23 protein-coding genes are annotated in these 16529 nt (G+C 56.4%); 15 read left to right on the forward strand and 8 right to left on the reverse strand.

Features of this window, described 5'->3' with window-relative positions:
* Positions 1-14 precede the first annotated feature (14 nt).
* From QZ517_RS16300 to QZ517_RS16310, 3 genes are all read right to left on the reverse strand, one after another.
* Positions 15-884 carry a phosphotransferase gene (locus QZ517_RS16300; protein WP_294228709.1) on the reverse strand — a complete coding sequence of 290 codons (870 nt, stop codon included), beginning with the start codon at positions 882-884 and terminating at the stop codon, positions 15-17.
* A gap of 69 nt (positions 885-953) precedes the next feature.
* Positions 954-1646 (reverse strand): flagellar hook capping FlgD N-terminal domain-containing protein, encoded by a 693-nt coding sequence (locus tag QZ517_RS16305; protein ID WP_294228712.1) that lies wholly within the window; start codon positions 1644-1646, stop codon positions 954-956.
* A gap of 9 nt (positions 1647-1655) precedes the next feature.
* The gene (locus QZ517_RS16310; RefSeq protein WP_294228714.1) at positions 1656-3038 is read right to left on the reverse strand and encodes a flagellar hook-length control protein FliK; all 1383 of its coding nucleotides are present in this window, start codon (positions 3036-3038) and stop codon (positions 1656-1658) included.
* 113 nt (positions 3039-3151) lie between these two features.
* On the opposite strand from QZ517_RS16310, the gene QZ517_RS16315 reads away from it, so the two are divergent.
* The 6 genes from QZ517_RS16315 (at position 3152) to QZ517_RS16340 (ending at position 6908) form a co-directional block, all read left to right on the forward strand.
* The gene (locus tag QZ517_RS16315; RefSeq protein WP_294228717.1) at positions 3152-3445 is read left to right on the forward strand and encodes a rod-binding protein; all 294 of its coding nucleotides are present in this window, start codon (positions 3152-3154) and stop codon (positions 3443-3445) included.
* Positions 3438-3809, forward strand: a complete 372-nt coding sequence (locus QZ517_RS16320; protein ID WP_294228720.1) for a flagellar biosynthesis protein FlgN — start codon at positions 3438-3440, stop codon at positions 3807-3809. The genes QZ517_RS16315 and QZ517_RS16320 overlap by 8 nt, the downstream gene beginning before the upstream one ends.
* A 224-nt stretch (positions 3810-4033) precedes the next feature.
* Complete coding sequence (locus QZ517_RS16325; RefSeq protein ID WP_294228723.1) at positions 4034-5260, forward strand: flagellin; 1227 nt, start codon at positions 4034-4036, stop codon at positions 5258-5260.
* An 84-nt stretch (positions 5261-5344) separates the two neighbouring features.
* Entirely contained in the window at positions 5345-5722 is a 378-nt protein-coding gene (gene flaF / locus QZ517_RS16330) for a flagellar biosynthesis regulator FlaF (RefSeq protein WP_294228725.1), read from the forward strand.
* Positions 5719-6123 carry a flagellar biosynthesis repressor FlbT gene (flbT, locus tag QZ517_RS16335; protein ID WP_294228726.1) on the forward strand — a complete coding sequence of 135 codons (405 nt, stop codon included), beginning with the start codon at positions 5719-5721 and terminating at the stop codon, positions 6121-6123. The genes flaF and flbT overlap by 4 nt, the downstream gene beginning before the upstream one ends.
* On the forward strand, positions 6120-6908 hold the full coding sequence (locus tag QZ517_RS16340) for a DUF1217 domain-containing protein (RefSeq protein ID WP_294228729.1): 789 nt from the start codon (positions 6120-6122) through the stop codon (positions 6906-6908). The genes flbT and QZ517_RS16340 overlap by 4 nt, the downstream gene beginning before the upstream one ends.
* Positions 6909-7030: 122 nt before the next feature.
* Here the strand turns inward: QZ517_RS16340 and QZ517_RS16345 are convergent, their stop codons facing one another.
* Positions 7031-8362: a FliI/YscN family ATPase gene (locus QZ517_RS16345; protein WP_294228734.1), complete on the reverse strand. Its 1332-nt coding sequence runs from the start codon at positions 8360-8362 to the stop codon at positions 7031-7033.
* An 83-nt stretch (positions 8363-8445) separates the two neighbouring features.
* Between QZ517_RS16345 and QZ517_RS16350 the strand changes: the two genes are divergently transcribed.
* The 9 genes from QZ517_RS16350 to QZ517_RS16390 are packed head-to-tail and all read left to right on the forward strand — an operon-like array spanning position 8446 to position 13015.
* Complete coding sequence (locus QZ517_RS16350; protein WP_294228737.1) at positions 8446-8829, forward strand: FlgB family protein; 384 nt, start codon at positions 8446-8448, stop codon at positions 8827-8829.
* A gap of 22 nt (positions 8830-8851) precedes the next feature.
* Positions 8852-9238 carry a flagellar basal body rod protein FlgC gene (gene flgC, locus QZ517_RS16355; RefSeq protein ID WP_283424610.1) on the forward strand — a complete coding sequence of 129 codons (387 nt, stop codon included), beginning with the start codon at positions 8852-8854 and terminating at the stop codon, positions 9236-9238.
* 22 nt (positions 9239-9260) lie between these two features.
* A complete protein-coding gene (fliE, locus tag QZ517_RS16360; RefSeq protein WP_283424611.1) occupies positions 9261-9548 on the forward strand; it encodes a flagellar hook-basal body complex protein FliE in 288 nt (95 codons plus the stop codon).
* Complete coding sequence (locus tag QZ517_RS16365) at positions 9548-9817, forward strand: flagellar biosynthetic protein FliQ (RefSeq protein WP_294228742.1); 270 nt, start codon at positions 9548-9550, stop codon at positions 9815-9817. Before fliE ends, QZ517_RS16365 begins: the two co-directional genes overlap by 1 nt.
* Positions 9818-9819: 2 nt before the next feature.
* A complete protein-coding gene (locus tag QZ517_RS16370; protein WP_294228745.1) occupies positions 9820-10533 on the forward strand; it encodes a flagellar hook-basal body complex protein in 714 nt (237 codons plus the stop codon).
* 21 nt (positions 10534-10554) lie between these two features.
* Positions 10555-11340: a flagellar basal-body rod protein FlgG gene (flgG, locus tag QZ517_RS16375; protein ID WP_283424614.1), complete on the forward strand. Its 786-nt coding sequence runs from the start codon at positions 10555-10557 to the stop codon at positions 11338-11340.
* A gap of 1 nt (position 11341) precedes the next feature.
* Positions 11342-11761: a flagellar basal body P-ring formation chaperone FlgA gene (gene flgA, locus QZ517_RS16380; RefSeq protein WP_294228749.1), complete on the forward strand. Its 420-nt coding sequence runs from the start codon at positions 11342-11344 to the stop codon at positions 11759-11761.
* A 12-nt stretch (positions 11762-11773) separates the two neighbouring features.
* On the forward strand, positions 11774-12505 hold the full coding sequence (gene flgH / locus QZ517_RS16385; protein WP_294228751.1) for a flagellar basal body L-ring protein FlgH: 732 nt from the start codon (positions 11774-11776) through the stop codon (positions 12503-12505).
* Positions 12506-12517: 12 nt separating this feature from the next.
* Positions 12518-13015 (forward strand): flagellar basal body-associated protein FliL, encoded by a 498-nt coding sequence (locus QZ517_RS16390; protein ID WP_294228753.1) that lies wholly within the window; start codon positions 12518-12520, stop codon positions 13013-13015.
* Positions 13016-13088: 73 nt separating this feature from the next.
* Here the strand turns inward: QZ517_RS16390 and QZ517_RS16395 are convergent, their stop codons facing one another.
* The 4 genes from QZ517_RS16395 to QZ517_RS16410 all read right to left on the reverse strand — a co-directional run.
* Positions 13089-13502 (reverse strand): hypothetical protein, encoded by a 414-nt coding sequence (locus QZ517_RS16395; RefSeq protein WP_294228756.1) that lies wholly within the window; start codon positions 13500-13502, stop codon positions 13089-13091.
* Positions 13499-14587 carry a flagellar biosynthesis protein FlhB gene (locus QZ517_RS16400; protein WP_294228759.1) on the reverse strand — a complete coding sequence of 363 codons (1089 nt, stop codon included), beginning with the start codon at positions 14585-14587 and terminating at the stop codon, positions 13499-13501. The genes QZ517_RS16395 and QZ517_RS16400 overlap by 4 nt, the downstream gene beginning before the upstream one ends.
* Positions 14584-15360: a flagellar biosynthetic protein FliR gene (locus QZ517_RS16405; RefSeq protein ID WP_294228762.1), complete on the reverse strand. Its 777-nt coding sequence runs from the start codon at positions 15358-15360 to the stop codon at positions 14584-14586. Before QZ517_RS16405 ends, QZ517_RS16400 begins: the two co-directional genes overlap by 4 nt.
* Positions 15357-16529 (reverse strand): FHIPEP family type III secretion protein (locus QZ517_RS16410; protein WP_294228764.1); only part of this gene is annotated, 1173 nt, incomplete at its 5' end. The genes QZ517_RS16410 and QZ517_RS16405, both read right to left, overlap by 4 nt.

The following is a 16529-nucleotide window of genomic DNA, read 5'->3' on the forward strand; positions in this document are numbered from 1 at the left end:
CCTGGGTATCTCTACTACAGCGTCAAAGATCTCTGAAACGCGGCCCGCTCAAGCTGCAAACCCGCTGCATAATCAGGCCGTCCATTTTCAACTTGCCACAGGCAATAGGCCGCCATGCGCGCATGGTAGAACGGTGCCAACTGCCGATACCGCGCCACCACGCCAGCATCGCCATAGACCGTCAAAAACGTCTCAACTTCAGTGTCTAACAGCGGTTCTCCGCGATATACTTGCTGCATGGCGGGGGACAAAAACACCGCAATATCTTCGCACGGATCGCCAATCGCCGGGCATTGCCAGTCAATCAAATGCAGGCCGTCCGCATTCTGGATTAAGTTACCCGGAACAATGTCGGAGTGTAGCAACACGTCGCGACCGCTGGGCGCAACAACGTCCTTCGGAAGGTCCGCCAAAAAATCGAGGCCTGTCTCACACCGGCTGACAATTGCAGACACTTGGTCCAGCAAGGCCGCAGACCCATCCGGTGTGCGCCGTAATCCGCTGGGCGGGGTCACACCATGAAGGTGTCGCATCAGCTGCGCAACCGGCGCGGTTGCGGCTTGCCACGTGGCGCCGGGAAGGTGCTCATATAGGTTGCACCAGCCCGCTTGCGTGTCAAAACCGGTCAAAAATGCGGGCGCAATGCCTTTGGGCGCCAACAGATGCAGCAACGTGGCTTCCGCCTCAGGATCGTTGGGGAAAAGTGGATTAAGCGCCGGTCCGGCATAGAGCTTTAACACAACGTCGCGCGAAGCTTCACAAATTCCATGCCACGCCGTGTTGGTGCGCCCGCCAAACAGCGGTTGCCAGCGATCCGGCAACCGACGGTCCGGCAGCGCAATGGCCAAAGCCGCAATAACGGCGTCAGGCGGGGAAGGGGGCAAATCAGTCAGCGCGGCGGTCCTTGATCAGAGCGCCGCGACGCTAATTCACGTCATGCACGGAGGCAAGACTTAGGTGGTTGGCTCGCGTAGGGACACAACGGAATCTGCCGCAAATTCCACGCCTCCGGGAGAGATCAAAACCACGCCCTGGTCTGTGTTGCGCGCCTCTGTCACCCGCGCGTAAATGTCGCCGTAAACCGTGTCCAAAGTTTCGCCATTGGCGCGGCTCTCGGTGACAAAAGTATAGTTCCCATTCGGGAACGGGTTGCCCGCATCGTCAATGCCGGACCAGGTCACGGTGTCTGACTTGGGATCAATGGCGTAGCGTTGCACTTCGCTGCCGGCTTCGTTGCGCACAATCAACGTCGCTGTTGCAGCCAGATCATTGGCATTTGGCACAACCTGAATGGGATCACCGGTGAAATGCGCAGGCGCTGTCACGCGGGCTTCCATGCCAACCCAGGTTGCCAAGTTGCCCATACCCATGGCGCCGAGCTGTGAGCCAAGGTTGGTCAGCAGTGTGTTGGTCAGCGTTTGCTGTTCCACCGTCGAGAACTGCGCCAGCTGCGACGCAAATTCTGTCGAATCGGTTGGGTTCAGCGGATCCTGGTTCTGCATCTGCACCGACAACATGGTCAGAAAGGTCTCAAAATCAGAAGCCAGTGCCGCAGACCCGTTTGTGGGCTCATTTGCGGCGGCGGCTGCTGCTGTGGCTTGTGCTGCGCCAGTCTGGGGCGCGGTAGAAGTGGCGGTCGGGGTCATGTGTCTCTCCTAGACGCGGATATCAAGGCCGCTGCTTACGAGGGTTTGGGGGGCGGCCTGCTGTGCGGCCAATGTGGCGGCATCCGCCATCAACGGGCCATCGCCTTGAGCTTGGCCACCCTGGCCACCTTGGCCAAAGTCATTGCCGGATTGGGCGTCTTGGCCGCCGCTGCCTTGCTGTTCAAAGCTGAAAGAGACGTCTTTGTAGCCCATCTCCATAAAGTCTTTGCGCAGCATGTCGATGTGACGACGCATCAATTCGCTGGTGGCTTGGTTTTCGGCCGCGATGTTCACGGTCATCACGCCACCTGCCTCAGACATGGACATGCGCACCTTGCCCAATTCTGGCGGATCCATTGCCAATTCGATCAGATTCTTATCCGACATTTTGAAGGCATCTGCGACCTGCCGCACCACATAGGCCGGGTTGGGCGCACTGTTGTTCAATCGGGCCTGGGACGCTGCTTCTTGTGGACTGATGATCGAACGGGAGCTGTTGTTGCTCTCATCCGCGGCAGCAATCATCATGTCTACGTTCTGAGTCGCCTGTACATCTGCTGCCTTGGTGTTCATCTGCTGCACACCGGCGTTGACCTGCTCCATAATCGCGCGCGCTTGCATCTGCTGCGTGGTGGAGGTTGTTGGCACTGAGGGTGTTTCCAGTTTTGGAGCCGTTGGCTCATCCACCGATTCCACGCTCTGCTTAACGGCGCCACGACGGCCTGCATCTTGCGCCGCCACCTCTTGCACAATCTGCTGTGGTGCAGGCTGCGCTGCCTGTTGGCTCACTTGTGAGCGCACTTGCACGCGCATCGGGTCGAGCCCTTCGCCGGTTTCTGCCGCCAGTTTACCGGATTGGGCGTTGGCCATTTGCACCGCATCCACGGCTTTGGGGGCTGCTTGCTCCGGCAGTACGCTCCGTTTTGTGTCGGTTGCTTGTGTTTGTGCTTGTCCCGTGACCGCCTGCTTGGCCGCGTCACTGGCTTGTGGCGCCAACTTCATCAACGCGGCGTTCTCTGTCGTGGCTTTGGCGACCTTTGTTTCCGCGTCTGCGGGCGCAATTTCAGGCACGTCATGTACGGTTTGAGCCACCTCCACAGCGACAAAATCCGCGTCCTCCGGTGTTTCAGGCGTTTTATCTTGCCCATCAGACTTAGCTTGTCTGCCGTCTTTGTCAGGCCGCGAATCGGTGTCTTTCGGCGCGTCGTCAGTCTGATCCTGGTCGGCGCTGCGGGTGTCTTTCACGTCCTCGGATGGACGGTCATCGCCAGTGTCCGATGCCTCGTAAGCCTTGGAAAAATCGTCTTTTTCCTGCTTCGGCTTCGGCGCATTTTTGGTGGCGGTTGTCTCGTTGGTGACCGACGGTTGGGTCACAAAAGGCAGGTTAAGCATAGCGGTCTCCGGGAATTCTTCCTCAGGCCCTCTCTACGCCAGTCTTCCTTACCACTTTCTTTACCGTCCTGCGCCACAACTAAAAAATCCACGTTTAGACTGTGAGGCAAGAAATGCTCAACACACCCACTCCTATCGCGCCCTCTGCGCCCCCGATCCAACCCATGCCCAGCGCCCGCGAAACCGCCCTGCGCGACGCGGCCAAAGAGCTTGAGGCTGGCTTCCTGGCCGAGATGCTCAAATCCGCAGGCCTTGGAAAAACAAGCGAATCCTTTGGCGGCGGCGCTGGCGAAGACCAGTTCTCCTCCTTCCTGGTTCAGGAACAAGCCCGCGCCATGGTGAACGCCGGCGGCATTGGCCTGTCCGAGGCATTCTTCAACGCATTAAAGGAGCGCGCCGATGTCTGATGACACCGTTGAAATCCCGCTGATCGATTCGCTTCAGGAATTGCTCGAAGATGAGCGCACCGCGCTGCTCGAAGGCAAACTGGATGCGCTGCCAGATCTTTTGACTCGCAAAGAAGCGTTGTTCGAAGAACTCACCACCCTGCAAGAGGAAGAGGAGATTGACGCAGATGATCTCATCCCATTGCAGGAAGGCTTTGCCCGCAACCACCAACTTTTGGAATCGGCACAGGCCGGTTTGCGTGCCACTCATGAACGCATGGGCACCATGCGCCGCGTGCGCACCACTTTCGAATCTTATGACAACCGTGGCCAGCGCCAAGCCGTTCAATTGAACGCCGGTCAACGTGTTGAAAAAAGAGCGTAAATCGCTCTCTTCCAAGTTTGTTTAAAATGCCACCGATTGTGCGGTTTGGGTTTAGGGAAACGTTAGCACTTACCACGCCATGTTGATCCCGCATCCCAAGGAGGGTGGCACCGGACACGGACCTGAGCCGACCGGTAGATGTCAGAATGACGTTCAGGAGTGCCTCCCTAAAGAGGCGCAAAATACAAACCGACGCAAAAGCGTCACGACATATAGGAAATGCCATGTCCAGCATTCTGACAAACAACGGCGCAATGGTTGCGCTGCAAACCCTGAAATCCGTTAACTCCAGCCTGTCTGAAACCACGTCCGCTATCTCGACTGGTAAGAAGGTTGCCGACGCCAAGCAAAACGCCGCGGTGTGGGCAATTTCCAAGACTATGGAATCTGACGTAAACGGTTTCAAATCGGTGAAAGAAAGCCTGTCTCTGGGTGAATCCACTGTTGCTGTTGCCCGTAATGCAACCGAAACAGTGACCGACCTTTTGGGTCAGATGAAAGAGCGCATTGTTGCCGCACAGGGTGACAACGTGGACCGGACCAAACTGCAAGCTGAAGTGAACGACCTGCGCGATCAGATCGGTTCCGTTGTGGGCGCAGCCCAGTTCAACGGTCTGAACCTGGTTGACGGTTCTACCGCTTCTACTGATGTTCTGTCCTCTCTTGACCGTGACTCTTCCGGTAACGTGACCGCTTCGTCGATCACCGTGACCGGTGCCAACCTGTCCACTGGTGGTTACTCTGCCAAAGACATCTTCTCTTCTTCCGGTGGTACGCCTTCTGGTAACGGTGATACGGTTGCTCTGTCGCTTGACGCGGCTGGTGGCACTGATCAAATCACCATTGCTGGTGCAGCCAGCCCGGCGGATGACTTTGCAGCAGGCGATAAAATTGAAATTCGCTTGGGTGACCAGACTGCATCCTACACTGTAAGTGCAGATGACATCGGTGTGGGTATCAACACTGATGAAATGGTTGCGGCCGGTCTGAAGAACTCTGTCGACAATCTTGGTATTGCAGGCATGCAGGTTGACTATGATCCAACTGCAGCTGCTGGTCAGCTGACTTTCACCAACAACGGCACCGCTGACATGACCGTCACCGGTTCCTTCCAGAACGCAGGTTCCGGTGCGTTGGCGAACTTGGCTGCGATTGACGTGTCCACCGCAGGTGGCGCAACTGCAGCTCTGGGTTCCATCGAAGGTCTGATCACCACCACCATCGACGCAGCCGCAGCCTTTGGTACCGTTGAATCCCGCATCGAGACTCAGAACGACTTCGTATCGAAGCTGTCTGACTCCCTGACTTCGGGTATCGGCGGCATGGTTGACGCCGATATGGAAGAAACATCTGCACGTCTGCAGGCGCTTCAGGTTCAGCAGCAGCTGGCGACACAGTCGCTGTCTATTGCAAACCAGGCGCCACAGCAGCTGCTGTCGCTCTTCCGTTAATGGACTTAGTTGGGGGCGCTCGAACGGCGCCCCCAGCACCTCCATCTTTCTAATTTCTGTCTCGCATCTCGGGAGAACTCCGACGTGACACCAAATGCTCTCGCAAAACGCGCCTACGGGCAGGCCGGCGCGCCAACAAAGTCCACCGGCAAGCTAGAATATGACGTGATCGCGCGGGTCACCCACAAGCTTAAGCAAGCTGCCATGCAAGGCAAACGTGGTTTCCCAGCCCTTGCCGAGGCCATCCATGAGAACCGGTCCCTTTGGACACTTCTCGCTGCGGATGTTGCCGGCAACGACAACGGTCTGCCCGAACAGCTTCGGGCCCAGATCTTCTACTTGGCGAAATTCACGGATCATCACAGCACAAAAGTGCTGGCGGGCGACGCCAATGTGCGGCCCCTACTGGAAGTCAACACCGCCATTTTGCGCGGTCTTCGAAGCGGAGCGGCAGCAGCATGAGCGGCCTTGTCTTAAAATTGAGCCCCAAAGAGCGGGTTCTCGTGAACGGCGCAGTTATCGAGAACGGCGACCGCCGGTCCCGACTGTCCATCATGACCCCAAACGCCCACATCTTGCGTTTGCGGGATGCCATCCACCCTGAAGAGGCCAACACACCTGTGCGCCGCGCGTGTTACTCGCTGCAGCTGGTTCTGTCTGGTGACGCAGAGGCCGACGAAGTGGAACGCACGTTGCTGCGCCACATCGAGGATCTGAGTCAGGTCTTCACCGATCATGACAGCCGTCAACAGATCACACTGGCGTCTGAAGCCGTGCTTGCTGGCCGTCACTATCAAAGCCTCAAGGCGCTGCGCACATTGCTGCCACGCGAAGACCGTTTGATGGCGGTGGCACGCCAATGAGCTTTCAACCCATCGTCGCAGGAACCGGCCTCGTTGCCTGGAACTTTCTCCAGCGCACGATGGACACGCAGACCAAGGCGTTCGAAAGTTCGCCGGTCATGCAGCGTGACCTTGACTATTTTGAAGAAAACATTCGAAATGTCGAAACCGCAGAGGATCTCACAAGCGACCGCCGCTTGATGCGGATTGCGCTGGGCGCCTACGGGTTGGACGAAGATATCAACCACACCTTCCTCATGAAGAAAGTTCTTGAGGAAGGCTCCCAAGCCTCGGACTCTCTGGCCAATAAAATGGCCGACAAGCGCTACCTCGCCTTTGCCAAAGACTTTGGCTTTGGGGATCTTGGCGGCCCTTGGCACAAAAAAGACTCCTTTGTTGAAAACATCAAAGAGCAATACACCACCCGGCAGTTTGAAATTGCCGTGGGCGAGCAGGATGAAAGCCTGCGTCTGGCCCTCAATGCGGTGCGTGAACTCGAAGAGATTGCTGTCAACGGCAAGAGCGATACGACCAAGTGGTTTTCGGTGCTTGGGTCCCCACCGTTGCGCAATGTGATGGAAACCACCTTTAATCTGCCGTCATCATTTGGCGCGATGGATCTCGACAAACAGCTTGAGACATTTCGTGGCCGGATGGAGAAATTGACCGGCGATTCCGAAATTGGTCAATTTGTCGGTGAAGACGCGCAGCAGAAAATTGTCGATCGGTATCTGATCATGTCTCAGATCAGCAATACGCAAGGCTTGAGCGGCGGTCAGATCGCGCTGTCCTTGTTGCAATACTGATCCGACCCACAACATCTGGAACTGTCGCAATACAGTCGCGATACAGACGTCATACCGACGGGAAAATTCAGCAAAAAGCGCGCCTCCAAAGGCGCGCTTTTGTCGTTTCATGAAAACAGTATTTACGCTTTCGCACCAGCCCGTCGCAGAAGCAGGGTAAGCTTTTGAAATGCATTCATAATCGACGCACTTTTGCCGTCACCCATATAGGCATCCAGCTCCGGCCAGGCGTTGATCGCCACATCCAGCACTGGATCAGACCCCGCCGAATACAGCCCCGCCCGGATCATTGTGGCGCTCTGCTCATACGCTCCCAAAAGCCTGCGAGCCTCTGAAATTGTTGCATTTTCTTGGTCCGTTGCACAATGCGGCAAGCTCCGCGACACGGACCTAAGCAGGTCCACCGCCGGATATCTGCCCCGCTCGGCAATCTTGCGATCCAGCACCACATGCCCATCCAGCACCCCGCGCAGGATGTCCGCAATCGGTTCATCCATGTCCGAGCCCGCGACTAAGACGCTGAAAACACCGGTAATATCTCCCTGACCATCGAGCCCTGGACCGGCCCGCTCACACAGCGACATGATCATATGGGAGGTCGATGGCGGGTAGCCCCGCAGGGCTGGCATTTCGCCCGATGCAACGGCCACTTCACGGTGCGCTTCGGCGAATCTCGTGATTGAATCCGCCATAAAAATCACATGCTTACCGGAATCCCGAAAATGTTCCGCGACACTCATTGCCGCCAACGCGCACCGCCTGCGCACCAGTGGGGATTGATCCGAGGTGGCCGCAATCACAATAGAGCGCTTCAACCCTTCCGGCCCCAGGACGTTTTCGACAAACTCCCGCAGCTCCCGACCACGTTCGCCAATCAGCGCAATGACAGCAATATCACCGGTCATATGTTTGGCAAATTGCCCCATCAGACTCGACTTACCAACGCCGGAACCTGCAAACAAACCAATACGTTGGCCTTTCACAATTGGCAGCATCGTGTTGAAAATTGCCATCCCGGTTTCCAGCCGATCGCCCAGCGCGCGACGGGCGGCAGGTGGGGGAGGACTGTTCTTCAATGGCCGCATTTTTGGTCCGCGCAACAGCGGCTTGCCGTCCAGAGGATTCCCGTATGGATCAATGATCCGCCCGATCCACGCATCAGACGGCGCAATGCCCACCTGATCGCGCAATGCCACGCGGTCCCCAATGGACACGCCATCCGGCGTCGCATCCGGCAGCATTGTCATATCTTGGCTGTGCAGCTGTATGACTTCACCGGCAATCTTTGCCCCGTCATGCAGCGTCACTTCCAGCAGATCACCGATTCGTGCGACCGCGTTGAGCCCGCTCACGCGCAGAAGGTTGCCCTCAACCGCGCAGACTCGGCCTATGTCCTTGATTGGGCGCACTCTTTTGAGTTCTGCGCCAAGGCTTTCTAGCCCTTTTGCGTTCATTTGGATTCTCCAAAGTTCCTTCGAAACCCTTTCTAAAGGAATCAGGGTTAAGCCTTAATTTAAGCCACCGAGGGAGAAACCCCGTGTTCAAGAATTTGAACGTATTTAAAACTGCACATGCCATGGGCCAACACGCCGCTGTACGACAGTCGGTTGTGGCTCAGAATATGGCAAACGCTGATACGCCGGGCTACAAAGCCCGCGATATTACGCCCTTTAAAGAGGTCTACCGTAACGACGGTGGTGCCTCCAGTATGCGTGCAACCCGCACCGGTCATCAAGGCCATGCGATGGAATCTGCCGCGCTGCGTCCAACCCTCACCACCTCCGAAGTCGCGCCCAGCGGCAACAGCGTCTCTTTAGAAGAAGAGATGCTGAAGGCGGTTGACATCAAACGCCAGCACGACCGTTCGCTGGCCATCTACAAATCCTCCCTGTCCGTGCTTCGAACTGCACTTGGACGTTAAGTAAGACAGAAAGTCATGATCAATGAGTGATTTTGGTTCCGCATTAAGCGTCACCTCGTCAGGTCTGCGAGCACAAGCCGCCCGCCTGCGCCACGTGTCCGAAAACATCGCCAATGCCGACACCCCTGGCTATCAGCGAAAGACCGTGAGCTTTGAGGCAGACACCGCCACACGTGACGGACAAGTTTCCGTGAGCCCCGTTCAGCTGGATCGGTCAGAGGGTCAGAAAATCTTTGATCCAAGCCACCCGATGGCCAACGCCTCCGGTAACTACATGGGCTCAAATGTCGACATGATCATCGAGATTGCTGACGCGCGCGAAGCACAGCGCAGCTACGAGGCCAACCTCAAGATGTTTGACCAGACCCGGCAGATGTCGTCCTCGCTTATGGAACTATTACGCAAATAACGTTTAACTAAGGAGACCCAGAATGGATGTCCGTACAGTACTAGCCGCCCAGAATTACACGGCTTCAAAACCCGCCACAGGACCCGCAGAAAACGGCGAAGGTGGCAATGCCCTGTTTGGTCTCGCAAAGGATTTTGCGGCCACGCTTCAGGAAAGCGAGCAGGTCTCCATGCAGTCGATGACCAGCAAAGCGGATCCGCACACATTGGTGCAGGCTCTGGCGCAAACCGAGCTGGCGGTGGAGACCGCAGTGACCGTGCGCAACAAGGTGGTCGAGGCCTACCAAGAAATTCTGCGTATGCCAGTCTGATGTTTGATCAAGCCATCCTTTTTGACACCCTGCGCCAAGGCCTTTGGGTCGCGGTGATGATCTCCGCGCCCATTCTGACTGTGGCGTTGGTTTCTGGTGTCTTGGTTGGCTTGTTTCAGGCGCTGACCTCAATCCAGGAGATGACCCTGACCTTTGTGCCCAAAGTGCTCTCAATTGTCATCGTCTTCTGGGCCACCATGGGCTTCATGAGCCAAACCTTGGTGTCGTTTTTTCAATCCACCCTCGTTCCACTGATTGCAGGAGGCTAACCATGGACAACGCAGGCTACACAACGCTGACCCGTCAGTCCGGTCTCACCCGTGAGATGAACGTTCTGGCAAACAACATCGCAAACGCCGCCACCACCGGCTACCGTGCCGAAGGCATCGCGTTCTCAGAATTCATCAAGTCAGCCCCCGGCACTGAAAGCATTTCCATGGCGACCGCCAATGTGCAGATGACTTCGCTGGAGCAAGGCGCGCTCAAGCAAACGGGCGGCAGCTTAGATTTTGCAGTTGAGGGCCCGGGTTTCTTTATGGTGCAGACGCCAGACGGCGAGCGCCTCACCCGTGCGGGGGCGTTTTCTCCCAATGAAAATGGCGATCTGGTGAACATGGATGGCCATCTTGTCTTGGACTCCGGCGGCGCACCGATCTTTATTCCTCCGGATGCCAAAGGCGTGGATGTCGCCTCTGATGGTACCTTTAGTGTGGACGGCAACCCTCTCGGGCAGTTGGGTGTCTACCGGCCGGTCAACCCGCTCGATCTGAAGCGGGAAACCGGCGTGCTGTTTGAGGCCCCCGATGGAGTGGAACCCGTCGAAGAAGCCCGCGTTTTGCAGGGGTTCCTCGAGAATTCCAACGTCAATCCAATCACCCAATTGTCCCGTATGATCGAGGTGCAACGCGCCTATGAGATGGGACAGACTTTCCTTGAAAACGAACACAACCGCATCCGTGACGCGGTGAAAACCTTCGTCAGATAAACATAGAAAGAGGACAGCAGAATGCGTGCCCTGACAATTGCAGCTACCGGTATGAGCGCTCAGCAACTGCGCGTTGAGACAATTTCCAACAACCTCTCCAACATGTCTACGACAGGTTATAACGCCCGTCGCGCCGAGTTTGCGGACCTGCACTATCAGCAGGTTTCCCGCGCCGGTGCGATCAGCGCCTCTGATGGATCTGTGCTCCCGACAGGCGTGCAGGTTGGCCTGGGTGTGCGTGCCGCAGCGATCAACGTGAACCTGGAACAGGGCTCTCTGTCCAACACCGGCGGTGACTTGGACGTGGCTATTGAGGGCAAAGGCTACCTCGAAGTTACTCTGCCCAACGGCGAAGCGGCCTACACCCGTGATGGTGGTTTGAAACGCAGCGCGGATGGCCTGATTGTCACTTCTGATGGCTTCCCGGTGGCCCCTGAAATCACCATTCCGGAGGATGCGACCAGTATTTCCATCAATGGCGACGGTCAGGTTTTTGCGTATTTTAGCGATGCCACCGAGGCCGAAGAGCTTGGCCAATTTACCTTGGCTGGTTTCACTAATGCCAAAGGTCTCGAAGCGCTGGGCGGCAACCTCTTTGCTGAAACCGAAGCCTCCGGTGCACCCAACGTAACCAACCCGGGCGAAGACGGTCTGGGCACGTTGCGTCAGGGATACTTGGAAGACAGCTCCGTGGACGCGGTGCGCGAAGTCACCGAGTTGATCGAAGCCCAACGTGGCTATGAGCTCAACGCCAAGGTCATCACCGCCGCTGACCAGATGATGGCAGCCACGGCGCAGGTGCGCTAAAATGAAACCCGCTCTTGCCCTCATCCTAACAGTTCTTGCCGCGCCGGTTTCGGCAGAAATTGTGGTCGCGACCGAGATCATTCGGGCCAACACCATTATCGATCCAGATGTTGTCGGGCTGAAGCGCGGCAACGTGCCTGGCGCCCACACCGACCTCGAAGCGGTGATCGGGCAGGAAGCGCGCAAAGCGATTTACCCAGGCCGCCCTGTGCGCAAAGGCGACATCGGCGCACCAGCGCTTGTGGAACGCAATCAGATTGTCACGCTGATCTACAACTCCAGCGGTTTGAAAATCGAAACGGAGGGCCGCTCTTTGGCCCGAGCCGGCGAGGGCGAGCGACTGCGTGTCATGAACCTCAGCTCCCGCTCCACCATCACCGGAACTGTATTGCCCAATGGCGATATTCAGGTCGCCAATTAAAGGAAAACCCCTGTGCGTATTTTCTCTACAGCAATTCTTCTCGTGGCATTGGCCGTTTCCGGATGTGCCCGCACCGATCACATGGGCAAAGCGCCCAGCTTTACGCCGACCACCAACAATCAAGAACACTACGCCATGATGAATCCGCCGCTGCCGCAACAGGCCAGCGTGTCGCGTCGCTCAGATACCGCATCGCTGTGGAGCGGCAACAAAGCGTCGCTGCTTGGCGATCGCCGCGCTGCCAGCCGGGGCGACATTCTGACTGTGGTGATCGAGGTGGACGAAAAAGCCCAGATCAAAAACGAATCTGAGCGCAATCGTAGCGGCTCTGACAGCTTGTCCATTCCCGCTCTTGCAGGTCTTCCACAGCGCATCAACGAGCGCCTTCCAACCGGGGCAACCACAGATCCGCTGGTGGATTTGAGTTCCGACAGCAAGAGTTCCGGCGACGGATCTGTAAAACGCAGCGAAAAACTGACACTGCGGGTTGCGGCCACAGTTGTTGACGTTTTGCCCAATGGTGTTCTGGCCATCGAAGGCTCTCAGGAACTACGCGTGAACTTTGAACTGCGCGAATTGCTTGTGTCCGGCTTTGCCCGTTCCGAGGACATCTCACGTCAGAATGAAATCACTTTTGACAAAATTGCCTCGGCCCGTGTGTCTTACGGTGGTCGCGGTCAAATCACCGACGTACAGCAACCACGTTGGGGTCAACAGGTCATGGACGCGGTCCTGCCATATTAATCGGGTAGTCTGATGAAGAAACTTCTCCCAATTATACTTCTCCTTGTTGGTATTGGTGCCGGTGTTGGCGCAGGGCTTGCCCTGCGTCCGGAACCCGCCCCAGTGGCGCCAACCGAAGGTGCCGAAGGTGAAGACCATGCAGCAACAACAGATAAGAAAGACAAAGAAGAAGGCCCACCAAAGGGACGTTCGTATGTTGATCTGGTGGATCAATTCATTGTCCCTGTTGTAAACGACGATGCCGTGGCCTCGCTTATCCTGGTCACACTGACGATAGAAGTGAAAGACAGTCACAGCGAAGCTATTTTCGAAGCGGAACCTCGCATCCGCGGTGCGCTTTTACAGGCCATGTTTGATCACGCCAACATCGGTGGATTTGACGGTGCGTTTACCAACTCCAGTAAACTGGATCGCCTTCGTAAAACTTTTCTGGAAGTCGCGCAAAAGACCTTTGGTGACGAAATCACCGATGTTCTGATCGTACAGATCACGCGTCAAGACATCGCGTAAAACAACAAACCAATAAAGCAAAAAGGGGCGGCGCTGATTAGCGCCGCCCCTTTTTTATTGAAGGATTAAAAGCTCACATGCCGCAGCTGAGCTTGCCTTCCATGATCGAATCCACCAGCGCTACTGCACGGATTTGACGGCGGGCTTGCATCTCATGCTCTAGAAGTTTTTCCATCACATCTGCTTTGCCAAAATGCGTCTGTAGGTCTTTGTAAACCATCTCTTTGCGGACCATCACATTGGCCAGTTGGTGGTTGAGGATCTTCCGGTTGCGCCCAATCCAACTGTTCCAGGCGAGATCGCCGCCGGTGATGCGCATGGCTGTGTCATCACTGAGCATCTCGCGCCCGTTCTTTTCCTGGTCTGACAGGTCATTTAACAGCCCGCGCAGCTTGTTTTCTTCGGCCTGTACCGCCTGCATCGCAGCCTGCGCCTTTTGATAGTGCGCCTGGGTGATGACGTTCAGCTCTTTCAGATCGTCGCTCATACGCGTCCTTTCATGCGCTGACGGATTGCGTCAGCAAATCGAATTGCGGCTGCCACTGGCGCGTAGTGGTCCGGTGGGATTTCCTGTCCAATTTCCGCAACCGCATGCAATGCACGGGTTGATGGTGGATCCCGGTGAATTGGCACCGCGTTTTCCTGGGCCACTTCCCGGATTTTGGCCGCAACCTCATCCACACCTTTGGCCACACAAACCGGCGCTGCGCCCGGCAGTCGAGACCATTTCAATGCCACAGCGTAGTGGGTTGGGTTCACCATAATCACATCCGCATCCGGCACATCCGCGAGCATCTGGTTCATCGCAATTTCCTGCCCCCTTTGACGCCGCTGTTGTTTCATATGCGGGTCGCCTTCGGACTCCTTGCTCTCGTCCGTCATCTCCTTGCGGGTCATCATGTTTTTGCGAATGTGTTCAGCGCGTTGCCAGAAATAATCGATCACGGCGATTGAAGCGGAGACGACAATCACAATCATCAGAAACTCAAGCATTAGGCGGCCCAGGAGGGCAGGCACCATAATCGCATCCAGCTGAATGGCCGAAGCCATCTCCGCCATGCGTGCTCTCAGGAAAAATCCAAGACACACCGAAAAGATCACCAGCTTGGCAAAGCTTTTGGCAAATTCAAACAACCCGCTGCGGCCAAACTTGTTTTTGGCATTGGCCAGCGGATTGATCCGCGAAAGCTTTGGGGCAAGCTTTGAACCTGTGACCAAAAAGGCATTCTGCGCAATCACGCTCAAAATCACCGCCACCATCGGTACGATAAACCAAGGCGCAATAGACAGGATGATTTCTGTCATGATGCCGCCGATGGGCGTAGCAGGGTCACCTTCAAACACCAATGGCGCAAGCTCATCCGCTTGATCCAAAAGCACCATCAACCCATTGCCTGCTGATTTGATGGTGGTCGCACCAACGGTCAGAAATGCCAGTGTGAGGCCAAGGTAGCCCGCTGCCACGGAGACATCCATGGATTTAGCGATCTCACCTTTTTTGCGCGCGTCATCCAGTTTTTTCTGGGTGGGCTCAAAACTCTTTTCGCTGTCGTCTTCCTGTCCGCCGCTCATCTCAATCCCTCAACTGGATTGATCATGAAGGCCTCCATTGCGCCCCACCACAGGGTGAGCAGCGCGGGAGCGACAAGGAACAAAAGAAACAAACCGCCCGCCGTGATCAAGGGGGCACCCACAAAGGCCACCATCAACTGCGGCATGGCGCGGTTGATCACCCCAAGCATCAGGTTGTAGATCGCCGAGATAATCACAAAGGGTGCGGCCAAACGGAACGCCAGGTTAAACGCCTGCGCCATATGCGGCACGCCCCATTCGGTCATGATTTCACGCGGTGGGAACGTGCCGGCCGGGAACAGCATGTACGACCCAATAAGGTATTGCGCGACGTAGACATGCAATCCCATCGTCACCGCCAGAGCCAAGCCTGCAATTACTAAAACGTTGCCGATTGCGGGCAAAGGCTCGCCAGCTGCGCCGCCCAAAAGCTGCGCCAGCGAAGTTGACTGACCGGCAATGGTACCCGCTGTCTGCAACGCCATAACAAACATGCGAATGCCAATGCCCATCAGGAAGCCGCTCATGGTTTCGGTGAGCGCATATTGCGCGATCAGCGCAAAACTGGGCTCGGTGGTTTCAAACACCGGAACCGCCGGGGCGACAATCACTGTGAACGCAAGTACCAGACCAATTTTGATCCGCGCAGGCACAGATGTTTCGCCAAATGCAGGTAACAAAGCCACCGCAGCCCCAACCCGTAAAAATACCAAAAAGCCGTGCCAAAGCGCGGCTTCTGAGGTGTTCAGAAGGAAGAGGGCGGTCTCCATCATGCGGCGACAACTCCAACAAGTGCGGGCCGGGCATCCAGTCCAATTTCCTCAAAACTCAACACCGGATTGGAAATGCCTTTGGCGCTCAGCACCGTACGCAGGAACCGCCTGCGTCGTGTAGAGGTCACCAACGCCGCAAATATCCCGCTGTTGCCAGCGTCGGTCATGCGATCGGCAATTGACTGGGCCAATGCGTTGAACACATCCGGGGGCAGTGCCACATCCATGCCGCCGGCGTCGCCATCAACTTGGTAAGTGGCAAATGTATCTTCCCATTCTGGCGCAAGCTGCACCAGTGGAATGGTGCCATCGTTGCGCTTCAGGTCTGAAATCAATTGGAAGCCAAGACGCTGGCGTACATTCTCACAGATCACATCCGGCTGCGCGCTCACATGGCGGGCTTCGGCAATCGATTCCAATATCAGCGGCATGTTGCGGATCGAGACCTGCTCGTCCAGCAGCATACGCAGGATGCGGTGCAACAGATCAAGCGGCACCTTGTCCGGCACAAACTCGTCCATCATCCGGCGGTTGGCATCGGCACGAACCGGATCAGACAGGTTCATCATCTCATCCAGAATACGGCGCAGCGCCTTAAAGGTCAGCAGGCGGCCAAAGTTTGATTTGATGGTTTCCAACAGATGTGTCGCGAGCACTTCGCCCGGGGTCACAATGGTGATGCCTGACAGGGCGGCTTTCTCCTGTGCAGCACTGTCGATCCAGCGGGCAGGTGCGCCATAAACCGGCTCAGAAACGTCTTCACCTGACGGGAGGGCGTCTGGGGAATCTCCGGCCAGCGCGAGCACTTTTTCCGGCTCCAACCGATCGCGCACCTGTTCTACGCCCTGAATGCGAATGGTGTAAGTGCCATTGGGCAGGGACGGCTCATCTGTGAGGCGGATTTCCGGAAGGATCAAACCATAGGTCGAGGCCACATGGGTCCGCATGTTGGTAATCCGGGCGTCCAGACCAGCGCCTGGGTCCAGCACCATATTCACAAGATCGGTGGCAAATTCGACGTGGATGTCATCCAAGTCAAGCACGTCGCCAATGGGTTTGTCCCGCGGCAGAACTGGCGCATCGTCTTCTTCAGGCTGCAAGCTGGCTTCGGCCTCGGCCTTCTTATTGTTGTACAGATAATAAGCCGCAAACCCGAGCACACCGCCACC

It is taken from the genome of uncultured Shimia sp. (assembly GCF_913054185.1).
Classification (GTDB): Bacteria; Pseudomonadota; Alphaproteobacteria; order Rhodobacterales; family Rhodobacteraceae; genus Shimia.